Raw genomic sequence first — 15,299 nt, 5'->3', positions numbered from 1 at the left:
CGATGGACCGATGAACCTCGCCGACCGTCCGATCGCCCCCGACCCCTACTCGCTGCTGCCGCGGGTGCCGCTCTTCACGGTGACGAGCGACGACGTCGTGCAGGGGGAGCCCATGGCCCGCACCCACGCGGCCGAGGGCGACAACCGCTCGCCCGAGCTCGCGTGGAACCACTTCCCCGCGGCCACGCGCTCGTTCCTGGTCAACTGCTTCGACCCCGACGCACCGACCCCGGCGGGGTACTGGCACTGGACCGTCGTCAACCTGCCCGTCGCCACCGTGACCCTCGCGCAGGGCGCAGGCTCCCCCGGTGGCGGCTACCTGCCCCAGGGCGCGTTCCAGACCCGGCACGACGGCGGAGGCCCCGGCTACCTGGGCGCCGCACCGCCGCCCGGGGACCGCCCGCACCGATACGTCTTCGCGGTGCACGCGCTCGACGTCGAGCGGCTCGACGTGACCCCCGCGACGCCCCCGACGGCCGTCGCGATCGCCGCGCTGTTCCACACGATCGCGCGCGCGACCATCACGCCGACCTACCAGGTCCTGGTCACCGCATGAGTCACGGCACGAGCGGACCCGCGACGTTCCCGACCCTGGGCGACCTCGCCTGGGTCCCGGCCACGGACAGGCTCGACCTGCTCGCACCGCCCGTCGCGCAGGCCCTCGCCCGCTGGGCCGCGCTGGACCCGGGCGTCGCGCAGCAGGTCGCGGTCGTGGAGATCGACCCCGACCTCGCGGACACCGCGACGCTCAACGCGGCGCACGACCTGCCCCCGGAAGCCTCGGCGAACTGCGTCCTGGTCGCCGGACGACGCGGGGGCGACGAACGCATCGCGGCAGCGGTCGTGCGCGCCACGACCCGCGCCGACGTGAACTCGCGCGTGCGGTCGCTGCTCGACGTGCGCAAGGCGTCGTTCCTGCCCACGGACCGGGCCGTCGCCGAGTCCGGCATGGAGTACGGCGGGATCACCCCGATCGGGCTCCCGGACGGCTGGCGCGTCCTGCTCGACGCGCGCGTCGCGACCGACGGCGAGCCCGCGCTCGTCGGGAGCGGGCTGCGCCGGTCCAAGCTGCTGCTGCCGGGCGCGCTGCTCGCGCGGCTGCCCGGGGTCGAGCTGGTCGACGGGCTGGGCGTGCCGGTGGGGTGAGCGCGACGGGTCGTCGACCCTCCCGGCGCGGTCTCGCGGCTGTCAGCCCTCGGCGCGCTCTCGCGGCCGTCAGCCCTCGGCGCGGCCCTCGCGCCAGTAGCCCATGAACGCGACCGAGCGGCGGTCGACGCCGCGCTCCGACACGAGGTAGCGGCGCAGGGTCTTGATGACCGACGCCTCCCCCGCGAGCCACGCGTAGAGCTCGGCGCACGCGACGAGCGGCGTGCCGTCCTCGTCCACGGGGACCTCCCAGAGGATGTCCGTGTCGATGTCGACGTCCTCGAGCTCGGCCGCCTCGGCGAGCCCGCCCTGGCGCTGGACGAGCCCGCGGGCCGCGCACGTGAGCGAGTGCGTCGCGCCGCAGACGTTGCGCTCGAGCAGGCGGTCGGCGGCCTCGCGGACCGCGGGGACCAGCAGGTCGCCGTGCGCGCGCCCCTCACGGGCGAGCCACGTGACGTTGACGCCCGCCGGAGCCGTGACGGGCAGGACGTCGCCCTCGTACGGGACCTCGAGGAAGACCTCGCCGACCTCGTCGGCGGGCAGGGAGCCCAGGATCGAGGCGATCGCGGGGACGGCGGTCTCGTCGCCTGCGAGGAGCAGCGCGTGGCTGCGGACGGGACGGGAGAACTCGACGCCGCCGTGCGCACCCGTCCACAGGCCGTTGGGGCCGAGCAGCACGATCTCGCTGCCGGGGCGCGCGGCGAGAGCCCACCGGGACGCGGGCCCCGCGTCGCCGTGCAGGACGAGGTCGATGTCGACCTCGGAGGCCTCGGGGCGCACGGCCCGCACCGTGTAGGTGCGCAGCGGGTTGCGACGTTCCTCGGGCTGCGCGCGCCATGCCGAGTACCACTCGCCCGTGCGGACGAGGTGCTCGTAGCCACCGTCGGGCGCGGGGAAGACGAGCTTGATGCGCTGGTCGAGGCCGTTGTCGGCGAACTCGTGGAGGTCGTGGCCCGTGAAGGTCACGCGCAGGAAGCTCGGCGAGAGCTTCTCGACCCGTCGCACCTGCACGTCGAACATGCGGAACGGGGAGATCTCCTGCGCGGTCACGACACTGGTCTGAGTCACGTAGGCGAGCCTAACCAAACATCGGGGCCGGGTGAACCCCTGAGGCCGAACGTGTGGTCGGGATCACTCTCACGCCTCGCGGCCGCGGCTGCGCCACAGGAGCCACACGAAGTAGGGCGCGCCGATGAGCGCGGTCGTCAGGCCCGCGGGGATCTGGGCGGGCGCGATGACCGTCCGCCCCACGGTGTCGGCGACGCTCACGAGGACGGCCCCGAGCAGCATCGCGACCGGGATCACCCGGCCGTTGCGCGAACCGACGAGGGCGCGGGCCGCGTGCGGGGCGACGAGCCCCACGAACCCCACGACCCCGACCGCGCACACCGCGGCGGCCGTCAGGCACGCGCTGGCCCCCAGGAGCAGCAGGCGCGTGCGGTCCAGGCGCAGGCCCAGGACGCGCGGGGTGTCCTCGTCGAGCGCCAGGACGTCCATCTCGCGCCGGTGGAGCACCGCGACGGGCACGACCACGAGCAGCGCCAGGACGACCGGGATCAGGTGGTCGAAGGTCCGTCCGTACGTGGACCCCGACAACCAGGTGAGCGCGACGTTGAGGTTCCAGGGCGCGACGACCACGATCACGAGCGTCGTCAGAGCCGTGGCGCCCGTGCTCATGCCGATGCCGATGAGCACGAGCCGGTCCGAGCTCAGCCCGCCCCGGTACGCGAGGCGATAGACGATCGCGAACGTGCCCAGCGCGCCGACGACGGCGGCGAGGGACATGCCCATGATGCCGACGCCAGGAACAAGCAGCACGACCCCGACGGCGCCCAGCCCCGCGCCCGCCGTCACGCCGAGCAGGCCGGGCTCGGCCAGCGGGTTGCGGCACACGGCCTGCACGACCGTCCCGGCCAGGCCCAGCGCAGCCCCCGCGAGGATCGCGGCGAGCACGCGCGGGACGCGCTGGTCGAGCACGAAGCTCACCTGCTTGCCCGCCCGGTCGGCGGCCCAGTTGAGGACGTCGCCCGTGAGCAGCAGCCTGTCGCCCAGCAGGAGCGCGGCGACCGTGGCCGCGACCAGGAGCGCGACGAGGACGGTCACCACGACCAGGGCACGGCGGGCGCCGCGCGGTCGGACGTGCGCGGCGCGGGTCCCGGCGGCGGGACCGGAGTCCTTGAGCCGGCGCGCGAGCCACACGAGCACCACGGCACCGAACACGGTCGTGATGACGCCCGTCGGGACGGCCACGCCGTAGGTGCCGGGCAGGACGAGGCGCAGCAGGACGTCGGCGCCGAGGACCACGATCATGCCCGCGATCCCCGCCAGCGGGATGAGCACGCGGTGCCGGTTGAGCCCGGGGACCTTGCGGGCCACGAGGCGCACGACCACGGGGGCGCACAGGCCGACGAAGCCGACCGGGCCCGCGACCGTGACGGCCGTGGCGGAGAGCAGCACCGCGAGCAGGATGGTCACGACGCGCGTCGCGCGCACGTCGATCCCGAGGACCGTCGCGGTGTCGTCGCCGAGCGCCAGCAGGTCCAGGCGGTGGGCCACGAGGAGCAGCCCGCCGAGGCCGACGACCACGAGCGGGGCCGCGAGCACGACCTGCGACGTGCCGGACTGGACGATCGAGCCGCTCCCCCACGCGAACAGCCCCATGGTCTCCTGCTGGAACAGCACGAGCAGCACGGTCGTCAGGGAGTGCAGCGCGAGCGTGATGGCCGAGCCCGCGAGGATGAGCCGGGTCGGCCCGGCGGCCCCGCCGCGGGCCAGGACGAGCACGAGGCCCGAGGCCGCGAGCCCGCCGACGAGCGCGAGCGTCCCCGAGAGGTAGAACGGCAGGGTCACGCCGATCACGGCCGCCCCCACGACCGCGACGTACGCGCCCGCGTTGACCGCGAGCGTGTCGGGCGAGGCGAGCGGGTTGCGGGCCACGGACTGCAGCGCGGCTCCCGCCGCGCCGAGCGAGACGCCCACGAGGAGGCCCGCGAGCAGGCGCGGAAGGCGCGAGGCGAGCAGCACGGCCGCGGCGGTCCGGTCGGCGTCGGCGTCGCCGCCGCCGGTCACGAGGCGCAGCAGGTCGCCGAGCCCGACGTCGGCCGTCCCCTGCGTGAGGTGGACCGCGGCCAGCACCAGGACTGCGAGGATCCCGACGACGAACGCCGAGGCGACCGTCAGACGGAACCGGAGGCGCGAGCGCCCCGGGGGAAGCGGCGGGGCGAGGAGACCGGTGGTGTCGTCCGGGACCTCGTGCCGGGCCGTCGAGAGTCCCCCCGGGGCGCTCGTGCTCACTGGGTCAGAGCCGCGACGAGCGCGTCGACGTAGGCGTTCGCGGACGCGGGCCCGCCGAACATCCAGATGCCGTCGGGGATGCGGTGCACGTCACCGGCCACGACGAACGGGAGCTGCTCCCAGATCGCGTTGCCCGCCAGGCCCTCGGCGAACGGGTCGGCCTCGGAGTCGCTCGCGGCGTAGACGAACTGGACGTCGCTCAGCGCCGTCAGGCCCTCGACGTCGGTCTGTGCGAGCCCGTAGTCGGGGTCGCCCTCGCCGGTCCACGCGTTCGCCAGGCCGAGCTCGGCGCCGACCGCGCCGAGGAACGAGCCGGGCGTGTACATGCGCACCGAGACGGTGCCGTTGTTGACCCAGCCGTCGGCCATGACGTACGAGGCGCCCGCGACGCCGGCCTCCTCGAGGGCCTTCTTGCCCTCGGCGACCTTCGCGTCGAACCCTTCGAGCAGCTCGGTGCCCTTGTCCTCGGTGCCCGTGGCGGTCGCGAGGGTCTCGACCGTCTGGCGCATGTACCCGATCGGGTCGGTGCCGTCGGAGCCGCGCAGCGTCACGACGGGCGCGATGTCCGCGAGCTGGTCGATCACGTTGTCGGGGGTGTCCGTGGTGACGGCGATGAGCTCGGGCTCGAGAGCGGAGATGGCGTCGAGGCTGGGCTCGCCACGCATCCCGACGTCGGGCGTCGACGCGTCGAGCGCGACCGAGGTGTCCCACGTGTTGTAGCCCTCGACGTCGGCCTGGCCCACGACGTCCACGCCGAGCGCCAGCAGGTTCTCGGTCAGGCCCCACTCGAGCGAGACGACCTCGGTCGCGGGGGCGTCGAGCGTCTGCTCGCCGCGCTCGTCGGTGAACGTGACGGGGCCGGCGTCGGAGGCGGGGGCCTTGGACGCGCCGCCGGCGTCCGCCTCCTCCGTGGTGCCGCACGCGGTGAGGGTGAGCGCTGTCACGAGCAGGACGGCGGGCAGGCCGGTCCGGAGGGTCGTTCGCATGGGGGTCCTGTGTCCTTGAGGGTGCTGCCCGCGCCGGGGGGCGGGGCTCGGTGGGCTGCCGCACCGGGGTGCGCGGCAGCACGGTCAGGAGGCTCGGGTCGTCAGGGGACGGCGACGAGCCTGCGGGTCGTGTGCCGCCCGACGGGCGCGGTCTGCACCGTGCCGGTCAGCGGGTCGTGCGTGACCTCGATCCGGATGCCGTAGGTCTCGCTGAGCGCGTCGGCGGTCAGGACGTCGGCGGCCATGCCCGCGGCACGGACGACGCCGCGCTGGAGCAGGACCACGTGGTCGGCGACCGCGGCCGCCTGGTTGAGGTCGTGCAGCACGACGCCCACGGCCACGCCGTGGTCGTCCGCGAGATCGCGCATCAGGTCGAGGATCTCGACCTGGTAGCGCAGGTCGAGGTAGGTCGTGGGCTCGTCGAGCAGCAGCACGCCCGTGTCCTGGGCCAGGCAGGTCGCGAGCCACACGCGCTGGAGCTCGCCGCCCGACAGCTCGTCGACGCCGCGGCCCGCCATCGCCGCGACGCCGGTGACGTCCATGGCCCAGGCGATCGCGCGGGCGCCGTCGGGGTCCGTGGACCGGAAGCGCGCCCGGTGCGGGTGGCGCCCGTACCCGACGACGTCGCGCACGCTCACGCCGTTGGGCGTGGGGCGGCTCTGCGAGAGCAGGGTGACGCGGCGTGCGAAGTCCTTGGGGTGCAGCGCGAGCGCGTCGGGGACGTCGGGCAGGCTCACGGTCCCCTCGACGGGCTTGTGGAGCCGGGCGAGCGAGCGCAGGAGCGTGGACTTGCCGCTCCCGTTGGGACCGATGAGCGCGGTGACCTGTCCGGGGAGCAGGCGCAGGGAGGCGTCGTGCACGACGGCGGTCCCGTCGTACCCGAGGCTCAGCCCGGTTCCGGCGAGGGCTGGGAGGGCGGCGTCCTGGGCGGTGGGAGCGTTGTCGTCGCCGGATAAGGTGTGGCTCACAGAGGTGAGCCTAACCAAACATCCCGACCGGGTGAAAGCCCCGGACCCGCATCAGCACCGAAGATGTGGTCGGGATCACGTCTCCGACCGGGAACGAGGCTCAGCGCACGATCGTCACGGGACAGTGCGCCTCACGCACGAGCGAGTGGCTCACCGAACCCAGGACGAGCGCCGCGAACCCGCCCCGCCCGCGCGACCCGACGACCAGGCGCTCGGCCCCCTCCGAGGCCCTGACCAGCGCGGGAGCCGGCTGCGCCTCCACGGTCGAGCCCTCGACCTCCAGGTCCGGGTAGTCCTCGTGCACCTGGGCGAGCGCGGCCGCGAGCAGTCGCTCGGCCCCGTTCTCGGCGCGCTCGCGCGGGAACTCCGCGGCCATGTAGCTCTCGAGGTGCGCCGAGGCGCGCGTCCACCACGCGACCACGACCCGCAGCGACGCACCGCGCGAGGCCGCGACCTCGGCCGCGTGGTCGAGCGCACCGGTCGCGTGCGTCGAGCCGTCGACCCCCACGACCACGGGCAGGTTCACGTCCCGCAGCGCCTCGACGTCCCCGTGGACCACGACGACCGGGCAGTGCGCGTGCGCGGCGACCGCGAGCGCCACCGAGCCGCCGAGCTCGCCGCGGACCCGCCCGTGGTCCCCCGACCCGACGACCACGATCGAGGCGTCGAGCGACGTCCCGACGAGCGTCGCGGCCGGGGTCGTGTACTCCACGGTCGCCTCGACCTCGACGTCGGGCTCGACCTCGAGCGCCTGGACCCGGCCCCGTTCGGCGAGCGCTCGCGCCCCGGCCTGCGCGTTCTCGCCTCCCCCCGGCAACGAGGGTTCGAGGTGCGTGTCGTGCGCGTCTCGGGCGAAGACGACCTCCAGACGGGCGCCACGCCGTCGGGCCTCGCGCGCGGCCCAGCGCACTGCGGAGGTCGCGGAGGGCGACCCGTCATAGCCGACCACGACCGGTCCGACGGTGGACATACGTCCATGGTCACCCCGTCGGCGGCCCGGCGCGAGGGCGGGGCACCGCCCGGTGCGTGGTTCGGCTGCGACGCGCCGGGCGTGTCGCAGCCGAACCACGCACTCACGTCACTCCCGCAGCCCGATGCTCTCGACCGGTCGGGCCCGCAGCGCGGCACGGGTCGGCAGGAGCATCGAGAGGTACCCGACGGCGCCCGCGCCCGCGACCGTCGCGAGGTACGCGACCGGGGAGAGTGCTGGCACCGCCCGCTGCCCCTCGCTCAGCCCGAGGCTCACGCCGGCCAGCGGAGGAAGCAGGATCACCGTCGCGACCAGCACGGCGACGCCGACCACCACGCCCGCCTCGACCCGCATCATCCGCAGGACCTGACGGTCCCGCGTCCCGACCAGGCGCAGCAGCGCGATCTCGCGCCGCCGGTCGACGGTCGACATGACCAGGGCGTTCGCGACGTTCAGGGCGACGTACCCGAACAGCACCACGAGCAGGATCATCGACGTCCACGTGTTCGCCTCGAGCGCTGCCTTCTCGGCGGCGACCAGCGACGCCCGGTCGGCGAGCACGACACCCGGGTACGGGGCGGTCGCCCGGCCGAGGTCCTCCGCGAGCGTCTCGACGGCGGTCTCCTCCTCGGCCACCACGAGCAGCGAGCCGTCCAGCCGGTCCCCCGACGCGGGCAGGACCAGGTCCCGCGGGAGCAGGGCGTCACCGAAGCCCATGCCGCGCCCGTAGATCGCGACGACGGCGGCGTCGACCCGCGTGCCGTCCGCGAGATGGAGCTCGACGGTGTCCCCGAGCCCGGCCCGTGCCTTGCTCGCTCCCGTGACGCTGAGGGCGACCGACTCGCCGTGCAGGTCGTCGGTCGAGCCCTCGCGCACGTCCAGGTCGATCGCGGCGGCCAGGTCCGCCGGGTCGACGCCCTGGACGGTCAGGGCCTCGGCCGTGAGCGTGCCGTCCGACTCGGCGAAGCGTACGAGGGCCTGGCTCCGCACGGTCGGGGTCACCGAGGCGACGCCCGCGACGCCCGCGACCTGCCCCGCGAGGTCGGGCGAGAGGCCCGTACCGCTGCTCGCGAGCACGAGGTCCGCGCGGAGCCCGTCGGCCACCTGACGCTCGGTCTCGGCCACCTGCGCGGCCCCGAGCGAGACCTGCACGACCGTCATGGTGATCGCGAGCACGAGCGGCACGACGGCCCCCGCGAGCCGTCGCGAGCTCGCTCGGGTGTTGCGGCCCGCGAGGTAGGTGCTCGCGTGCGGGCTGCGCCGCAGGAACGGCTCGACCAGCAGCACGAGGGCGTGCACGATCCGCGGCCCCAGGAGCGCGACGGCGATCACGAGCACCACGCCGGAGAGCGCGGCCCCCGCGAGCGCGTCCTCGCCCGCGACGAACGCGGGCAGCATCGACAGGAACACCCCGCCGACGACCAGGACCCCGCCGACCACCGTGCGCGTGACGCCCAGCCGCGGGGTCTGCACCGCGGCCTCGCCCAGCGCCTCGACGGGCTTCACCGTGATCGCCCGCCGGGCCGACATCCTCCCGGCGAGCCACGCGACACCCACGGTGAGCACCACGGCGACCACGACCGGCAGCGGTCCCACCGCGACCGGGTAGTCCGCCGAGACGACCCCCGCCCGGACGAACAGGCCGTGCAGCACGCCGACCGCGGCGATGCCCAGGAGAGCCCCCGGGACCGCGGCCGTCGTGGACAGCACGAGCATCTCGGCAGAGATCATCCGCCGGACCTGGCGCGGGGTCGCACCCACCGCGCGGAGCAGCGCGAGCTCGCGGCGCCGCTGCTGCACCACGAGTCCCAGGGCGCTGGCGACGACGAACACGACGACGACGAGCATGATCCCGCCGAAGCTGCCGGCGATCGCGACCAGCGTGGTCGCCGAGCCCGAGGCGTCGGCGAACTCGACCGAGCCGCGGGCGTCGCCCGTGCGCACGGTCAGCCCGGTGCGCTCGCGCACGTCCGCGGCGAGCGCCCGGACGTCCGTCCCGTCCGCGGCCAGGATCCCGACGGCGTCGATCTCCCCTCGGGTGTCTGCCGCACCGGGTCGCCCGGGCGCGCCCGGGCCCCCTGCGGCGAGGTCCGCGACCTGCTCGTCGGTGAAGAACGCCACGCCCTGCCGCAGCGCACCGGTCCCCTCGGGCGGGGAGACGATCCCGGTCACCCGGTACTCCCCCGGCGTCGACCCCACGGCCAGGGTGACGTCGTCGCCCACGCCCACGGCGAGCCGCGCGGCCAGTGCGTCGTCGAGCGCGACCTGGCCCGGCGCCGTCGGGCCGTCGCCCTGCGCGAGGACGAACGGCCCGAGCGTCGCCGAGGACCACCCGTGGCCCACGGGCGGGCGCCCGTCGACCGCACCGGCCAGGTCGCCCGACGGCCCGACGGCGCCGAGGCGCACCTCGACGTCGCCCACCGCGCGCCCGACACCGGGGATCGCGGCGAGCTCGTCGACCGCCGACGCGGGCAGGCGGACGCGGCCGCCGAAGGGCTCGTCGTAGTCCACGTCGACCGCGAGCGACTGCTTCGCGGTCACGACCAGGTCGGCGCCCGCGTAGCGCTCAGGACCGATGCCCTGCCGGATGCCCGACTCCATGAGCAGCCCGCACGCCGCGACGAGCATCGCGCTCAGGAACAGCGCGACGAACGGACCGACGAAGCTCTTGCGGCGCGCGCGCAGCGTGCTCAGCGCGAGGCCCAGCACGCTCACCACTCCCCGAGGTGCGTCATGCGGTCGGCGACCTGCTCGGGTGTCGGGCGGACGAGGTCGCCCGCGACCTGCCCGTCGGCCAGGAACACGACGCGGTCCGCGAACGAAGCCGCGACCGGGTCGTGCGTGACCATGAAGACGCTCTGGCCGAGCGTGTCGACCAGGAACCGCAGCAGCTCGAGCACGTGCTTGCTCGTGCGCGTGTCGAGGGCCCCGGTCGGCTCGTCCGCGACGACGACGTCGGGGCGCGTCACGAGCGCCCGCGCGATCGCCACGCGCTGCTGCTGACCGCCCGAGAGCTCGCTCGGACGGTGGTCGAGGCGGTCCTCGATCCCGACGCGGGCCGCGATCTCGCGCAACCACGCCGGGTCGGCCCGCTCGCCCGCGAGCCGCAGCGGCAGCCCGACGTTCTCCGCGACCGTCAACGACCCCATGAGGTTGTAGGCCTGGAAGACGAACCCGATGCGGCCCCGGCGCAGCGCCGTGAGCTCGTCCTCGGTCAGCGTGGACAGGTCCACCCCGCCCAGGTGGACCGAGCCGCCCGTCGGCCGGTCGAGACCCGCGGCGCAGTGCAGCAACGTGCTCTTGCCCGAGCCCGACGGCCCCATCACGGCCGTGAAGCTGCCCCTCGGGAGCGCCAGGGACACGCCCCGCAGGGCGTGCACCGACCGCTTGCCCGCGGCGTACGTCTTGGTGATCCCTGCGACCTGCAGGGCGTACGGCGAGACCGCCGGGGCATCCCTCGTGGATGCCTCGGCGGTCCGCCTGGTCGTGGTTGTCCTCAACTCGAAACCCCCGTCGTGGCGTGAGTCTCGAACGTAACGAGCGGGGGACGAACCGGACCATCCGGCCCGTCCCCCGAACGGGGTGGGGTTGTCCCCCGTACCGGACGGGGGCGCCCCTGCGCTAGGGCGCGAGGCGGTGCAGGTCGCGCGGGAAGAGCGCGACCTCGCGGACGTTCGCCGCGCCCGTCAGGCGCGCGGTCCAGCGTTCGAGGCCGATCGCGAAGCCGCCGTGCGGCGGCATCCCGTGCTCGAACGCCTCGAGGTACGTCGCATACCCGGTCGGGTCCTCACCACGGGCCGTGATCGCCGCGACGTAGTCCGCGTACCGGTGCAGGCGCTGACCGCCCGTGACGAGCTCGACCCCACGGAAGAGCAGGTCGAAGCTGTTGCTCCACCGCGCGTCGCCCGGCTGCGGGTGCGTGTAGAAGGGACGCTTCGCCATCGGGTAGCCCTCGACCGCGAGGAGGTCGCTGCCGTGCTCGGCGAGCGCCCACCGCCCCAGCGCACGCTCGTGCTCGGGGGCCAGGTCGGGCTCGTCGTCGGGGGCCCCGACGAGGGCCAGGGCCTCGGCGAAGTGGATCACGGGGATCTCGTCGGGCACGACCGGCACCCCGAAGCCGTACGCGGCGACCGCACGCCCGGCGTGCTGGTGGACGGCGGAAGCCATGCCGGCCAGGACGTCGCGCAGGACGGCCAGCACGTCGCGGTGGTCGCGGACGAAGCCGAGCTCGACGTCGAGCGAGACGTACTCGGCGAGGTGACGCACGGTGTCGTGCGGCTCGGCCCGGAAGACCGGCCCCACCTCGTACACGCGCTCGAAGACCCCGACGAGCTGCTGCTTGAAGAACTGCGGGCTCTGCGCCAGGAAGGCCGGGCGCCCGAAGTAGTCGAGAGCGAACACCTCGGCCCCCGACTCGGTCGCGGTCCCGACGATCTTGGGCGACTGCACCTCGGTGAAGCCCTGCGCGTCGAGGGCCTCACGGAACCCGCGCAACGACGCGGCCGCGACCTCCCACCGCGCGCGCTGCGCGGGGTGCCGCCAGGCGACCGCGGCATGGTCGAGCATCGTGGAGAGCCCCACGTCGAGCGACGGGCGCCACAGCTCGACGGGCGGGGTCACGGCCGGGTCGGTGAGCGGCACGACGGTCGGCGAGGTCACCTCGACCCCGCCCGGAGCCTGGGCGTTCGCCGTCGTCAGGCCCGTGACCTCGACCACGGTCTCCTCGGGCGGCACGACCTGCCCGTCGCCCGCGCGCACCACGACCTGCGCCAGCCCTGACCGGTCCCGCAGCACGAGGAAGGTCACGGTCGCGAGGGCGCGGCGCCGATGCACCCAGCCACGGAGCGTGACGGACGTGCCGGGTGGGAGGGCGGGCAGGTCGGCGGCGAGGGTCCGGGGTGCGGTCGAGGCGGTGGGCGGGGTCGGTGGTCTCATGGTTCCTCCAGCAGGCGAAGGCCCTGGAGGAGCGGGCGGGGGCTAGGTCGCGGTGCCACCACTCCTTCGCCGGGAGGTCCCGGCCTCTCGTCGGTCCGCCGGACGCGCGGGGGTCGTGCGCCCGGCGCGAGGTCCGGGCCGAGGGTCGTCACGCCTCACGTCCACCGGCTCCGACGATACCCACGGACCGACCGGGCGTCGCGGGGATTTCCGGGGCGGCCCCCGAGTGCGGGGTTCGGCCGCGACTCGCCGGGCGTGTCGCGGCCGGACCACGCACTCAGCGCTCGGGAGCGCGCTCCGGCACGTGGAGCCGCCGCAGGAAGCGGTCCGTGCGCGGCTGCGGCCCGCGCCGGTCGCGCAGGGACACGACGACGGTCGTGGCGGTCGCGAGCGGGATCGTCCAGGCCGCGGGCTGGGCCAGGAGGCTGCGCGCGAGCCCGTCTCCCTGGCCGAGCGCCGAGGTCACGAGGAGCGCCGCGGCGCACAGCGCGCTGCCGACGACCATGCCCGCGATCGCCCCGCGCGCGGTCAGGCGCCGCCACCACACGCCCAGCAGGATCGTCGGGGACAGCGCGGAAGCCGCGAACACGAACACGGTCCCGACGCTCGTCACGAGCCCCTGCGGGATGGTCACGAGCGCGAACGCGAGGGGCACGATCGTGCACGCGACCGCGGACCAGCGGAACGAGCGGACCGTGCCGCCGAACAGGTCCTGGCTCACGACCCCCGCGAGCGAGACCACGAGCCCTGAGGACGTCCCGAGGAACGCCGCGAACGCCCCGGCGATCACGAGCGCCGAGAGCAGCTCGCCGCCCACCCCGGGCACGAGCCGCGACGGCAGCACGAGCGCCACGGTGTCCGCGACGCCGGGCTCGGCGAGGTCGGGGGCGACGACGCGGGCGATCAGTCCCATGGTGCTCGAGACCATGTAGAAGACGCTGATCATGCCGATCACGACCACGGTCGTCCACCGGGCCGAGACGCCGTCGGGGCTCGTGTAGAAGCGCACGAGGACGTGCGGCAGGCCGATCGTGCCGAGCAGCAGAGCGAGCAGCAACGAGGCCGTCGTGTAGGTGTCGTACGCGCGCGGCCCGGCCTCGGGCGGGAAGACCTGCGCGGGGTCGAGCGTCAGGTCCTGCCCGCCGAGCACGATCAGCAGGAAGACCACGGGGACCGCGAGCGCCGTGAGCTTGACCCAGAACTGGAACGCCTGGACGAACGTCACCGAGCGCATGCCGCCCGCGGCGACCACGGCGCTCACGACCGCGGCCACCCCGACAGATCCGACCCATGGCGGCACGGGGGCCACGGTGGTGATGACGAGCGCGGCGCCGTGGAGCTGCGGCACGACGTACAGCCACCCGATGACGAGCACCAGGACGCTCGTGACGCGCCGGGCGGAGAGCGAGTCGAGGCGTGCCTGGACGAAGTCGGGGATCGTGTAGGCCCCGCTGCGGCGCAGGGGCCCGGCGACGAACAGCAGCACGAGCAGGTAGCCCGCGGCATACCCGACGGGGAACCAGAACGCCTCGGCCCCCGAGAGCAGCACGAGGCCGGACAACCCCAGGAACGTCCCCGCCGACAGGTACTCGCCGCTGATCGCCGACGCGTTCCACACGGGCTGCACCGTCCGGGACGCGACGAAGAAGTCGCTCGTCGTCCGCGAGATCCGCAGCCCGTAGAAGCCGATGAGCCCGGTCGCGAGCAGCAGCAGGCCGACCGCGACGAGCGGCAGGGCCGAGCTCACTCGTCGTCCACCAGTGCGCGGAAGCGTCGCTCGTTGCGGGCCGCGGCCAGGGCGAACACGAGCGCGAACGCCCCGATGACCGGGTAGAAGCCGTACGCGTGCAGGAGCCACGGCAGCGGCACGCCGAGGACGTGCACGTCGCCCAGCGTCGGCACCGCGCTCATCGTGACCGTGAGCAGCGTGACCACGGCCAGGAACGACACGACGCACGCGAGCGCGAGCCGCAGCTGGGTCCGCGCGAGGCTGCGGGCGTAAACGGCCGCGGGTTCGCTCCCGCCGTCGGGCCCGGGCGTGTCCCCGGGGCCCTCGCGCACCGCGCCCGACGGCGCCTCCTCCCCCGCGTCCGGCGCGCCGGGTGGGGCGTCGGACGGGCCGGGCGGCAAGGGGTCGGTCGAGCGGACGACGACCCGCGGCGGCGGCTCCTGCGAGCTCACGGACGGCCCCCTGGGCGGCGCAGGAGCGCGTCGCGCACGGACGGCGCCATGCGTCGGCTCACCGGGACCTCCTGCCCGGCGACGACCACGACCGGGTGCGCACCACCGAGGCGGACCGCCGTCACGGCGGCGCGGTCGACGAGGTACGAGCGGTGCACGCGCAGGAAGCCCGCGGGGCTCCAGCGCTCCTCGAGGTCGGAGAGGGGCTCGCGCACCAGGTAGCTGTCGGAGTCCGTGACCAGGCGTGAGTAGTCGCCCTGGGCCTGGACCCAGCGCACGGCCGAGCGCAGCACGACGCGCGTCGTCGTGCCGACCGTCACGGCGATGGTCTCGTCGGCCGGGGGGACCTGCGTGGTCGGGGCGGGCCGCTCCGCGGCGTGGGTGTCGGTGCCGTCCGCGTCCCGGGACACCTGCGATGCCGGGCCGGACTGGGCGGCGACCGCGCGCTCGACCGCGCGGGCAAGCCGCTCGCGCCGGACGGGCTTGAGCACGTAGTCGACGGCCTCGACGTCGAACGCCTCGGTGGCCCGGGCCTCGTCGGCCGTCACGAACACCACCGCGGGCCGGACCGAGAACCGCGACAGCGCGCGGGCGAGGTCGAGCCCGGTGAGCCCCGGCATGTGGATGTCGAGGAACGCGACGTGCACGGGGTGCTCGGACAGCCAGCGCAGGGCCTCGGCGCCCGACGCGACGGCGTGCACCGAGCGCACGTGCGGGTCGCGGCGCAGGAGCGCGGTCAGCTCGTCGAGGGCCGGACGCTCGTCGTCGGCCACGAGGACGTCGACGCCGGGACGCGGGCCTGCGGCTCCGCCGACCCCG

13 protein-coding genes are annotated in these 15,299 nt (G+C 75.0%); 2 read left to right on the top strand and 11 right to left on the bottom strand.

Translation table 11 applies throughout. The annotated features are described in order from the left end of the window. Positions 1–10: 10 nt before the first annotated feature. Positions 11–556, top strand: coding sequence for a YbhB/YbcL family Raf kinase inhibitor-like protein (locus JOD48_RS09485; protein WP_191791329.1), 546 nt, complete (start codon positions 11–13; stop codon positions 554–556). Continuing rightward, complete coding sequence (locus JOD48_RS09480) at positions 553–1,146, top strand: YbaK/EbsC family protein (RefSeq protein ID WP_191791330.1); 594 nt, start codon at positions 553–555, stop codon at positions 1,144–1,146. Before JOD48_RS09485 ends, JOD48_RS09480 begins: the two co-directional genes overlap by 4 nt. 69 nt (positions 1,147–1,215) lie before the next feature. Here JOD48_RS09480 and JOD48_RS09475 read toward each other — a convergent pair whose 3' ends face one another. The 11 genes from JOD48_RS09475 to JOD48_RS09425 form a co-directional block, all read right to left on the bottom strand. Further along, positions 1,216–2,214 carry a siderophore-interacting protein gene (locus JOD48_RS09475; protein ID WP_307824071.1) on the bottom strand — a complete coding sequence of 333 codons (999 nt, stop codon included), beginning with the start codon at positions 2,212–2,214 and terminating at the stop codon, positions 1,216–1,218. A gap of 69 nt (positions 2,215–2,283) precedes the next feature. Further along, the gene (locus tag JOD48_RS09470; protein WP_307824070.1) at positions 2,284–4,440 is read right to left on the bottom strand and encodes an iron ABC transporter permease; all 2,157 of its coding nucleotides are present in this window, start codon (positions 4,438–4,440) and stop codon (positions 2,284–2,286) included. Next, complete coding sequence (locus JOD48_RS09465; protein ID WP_204808731.1) at positions 4,437–5,426, bottom strand: ABC transporter substrate-binding protein; 990 nt, start codon at positions 5,424–5,426, stop codon at positions 4,437–4,439. Before JOD48_RS09465 ends, JOD48_RS09470 begins: the two co-directional genes overlap by 4 nt. A gap of 101 nt (positions 5,427–5,527) precedes the next feature. Continuing rightward, the gene (locus JOD48_RS09460) at positions 5,528–6,394 is read right to left on the bottom strand and encodes an ABC transporter ATP-binding protein (RefSeq protein WP_204808729.1); all 867 of its coding nucleotides are present in this window, start codon (positions 6,392–6,394) and stop codon (positions 5,528–5,530) included. Positions 6,395–6,494: 100 nt separating this feature from the next. Further along, positions 6,495–7,364, bottom strand: a complete 870-nt coding sequence (locus JOD48_RS09455) for a universal stress protein (protein ID WP_191791333.1) — start codon at positions 7,362–7,364, stop codon at positions 6,495–6,497. A 108-nt stretch (positions 7,365–7,472) separates the two neighbouring features. Further along, positions 7,473–10,079 carry an ABC transporter permease gene (locus tag JOD48_RS09450; protein WP_191791334.1) on the bottom strand — a complete coding sequence of 869 codons (2,607 nt, stop codon included), beginning with the start codon at positions 10,077–10,079 and terminating at the stop codon, positions 7,473–7,475. Continuing rightward, complete coding sequence (locus tag JOD48_RS09445; protein ID WP_204808727.1) at positions 10,076–10,864, bottom strand: ABC transporter ATP-binding protein; 789 nt, start codon at positions 10,862–10,864, stop codon at positions 10,076–10,078. Before JOD48_RS09445 ends, JOD48_RS09450 begins: the two co-directional genes overlap by 4 nt. Positions 10,865–10,985: 121 nt before the next feature. After that, entirely contained in the window at positions 10,986–12,299 is a 1,314-nt protein-coding gene (gene aspS, locus JOD48_RS09440; RefSeq protein ID WP_204808725.1) for an aspartate--tRNA(Asn) ligase, read from the bottom strand. A gap of 277 nt (positions 12,300–12,576) precedes the next feature. Then, on the bottom strand, positions 12,577–14,046 hold the full coding sequence (locus JOD48_RS09435; RefSeq protein WP_204808723.1) for a sodium/solute symporter: 1,470 nt from the start codon (positions 14,044–14,046) through the stop codon (positions 12,577–12,579). Beyond that, a complete protein-coding gene (locus JOD48_RS09430) occupies positions 14,043–14,480 on the bottom strand; it encodes a heavy metal transporter (RefSeq protein ID WP_204808721.1) in 438 nt (145 codons plus the stop codon). Before JOD48_RS09430 ends, JOD48_RS09435 begins: the two co-directional genes overlap by 4 nt. Beyond that, positions 14,477–15,253, bottom strand: coding sequence for a LytR/AlgR family response regulator transcription factor (locus tag JOD48_RS09425; RefSeq protein WP_307824292.1), 777 nt, complete (start codon positions 15,251–15,253; stop codon positions 14,477–14,479). Before JOD48_RS09425 ends, JOD48_RS09430 begins: the two co-directional genes overlap by 4 nt. Positions 15,254–15,299: the final 46 nt, after the last annotated feature.

The sequence above is a fragment of the Oerskovia paurometabola genome, assembly GCF_016907365.1.
GTDB classification, from domain to species: domain Bacteria; phylum Actinomycetota; class Actinomycetes; order Actinomycetales; family Cellulomonadaceae; genus Oerskovia; species Oerskovia paurometabola.
This window is presented reverse-complemented; position numbering and strand designations above follow the sequence as displayed.

Coding starts and splice junctions, on each gene's coding strand:
- JOD48_RS09485 (WP_191791329.1), top strand. CDS start 11: ATGAACCTCGCCGACCGTCCGATCGCCCCCGACCCCTACTCGCTGCTG.
- JOD48_RS09455 (WP_191791333.1), bottom strand. CDS start 7,364: ATGTCCACCGTCGGACCGGTCGTGGTCGGCTATGACGGGTCGCCCTCC.
- JOD48_RS09465 (WP_204808731.1), bottom strand. CDS start 5,426: ATGCGAACGACCCTCCGGACCGGCCTGCCCGCCGTCCTGCTCGTGACA.
- JOD48_RS09480 (WP_191791330.1), top strand. CDS start 553: ATGAGTCACGGCACGAGCGGACCCGCGACGTTCCCGACCCTGGGCGAC.
- aspS (WP_204808725.1), bottom strand. CDS start 12,299: ATGAGACCACCGACCCCGCCCACCGCCTCGACCGCACCCCGGACCCTC.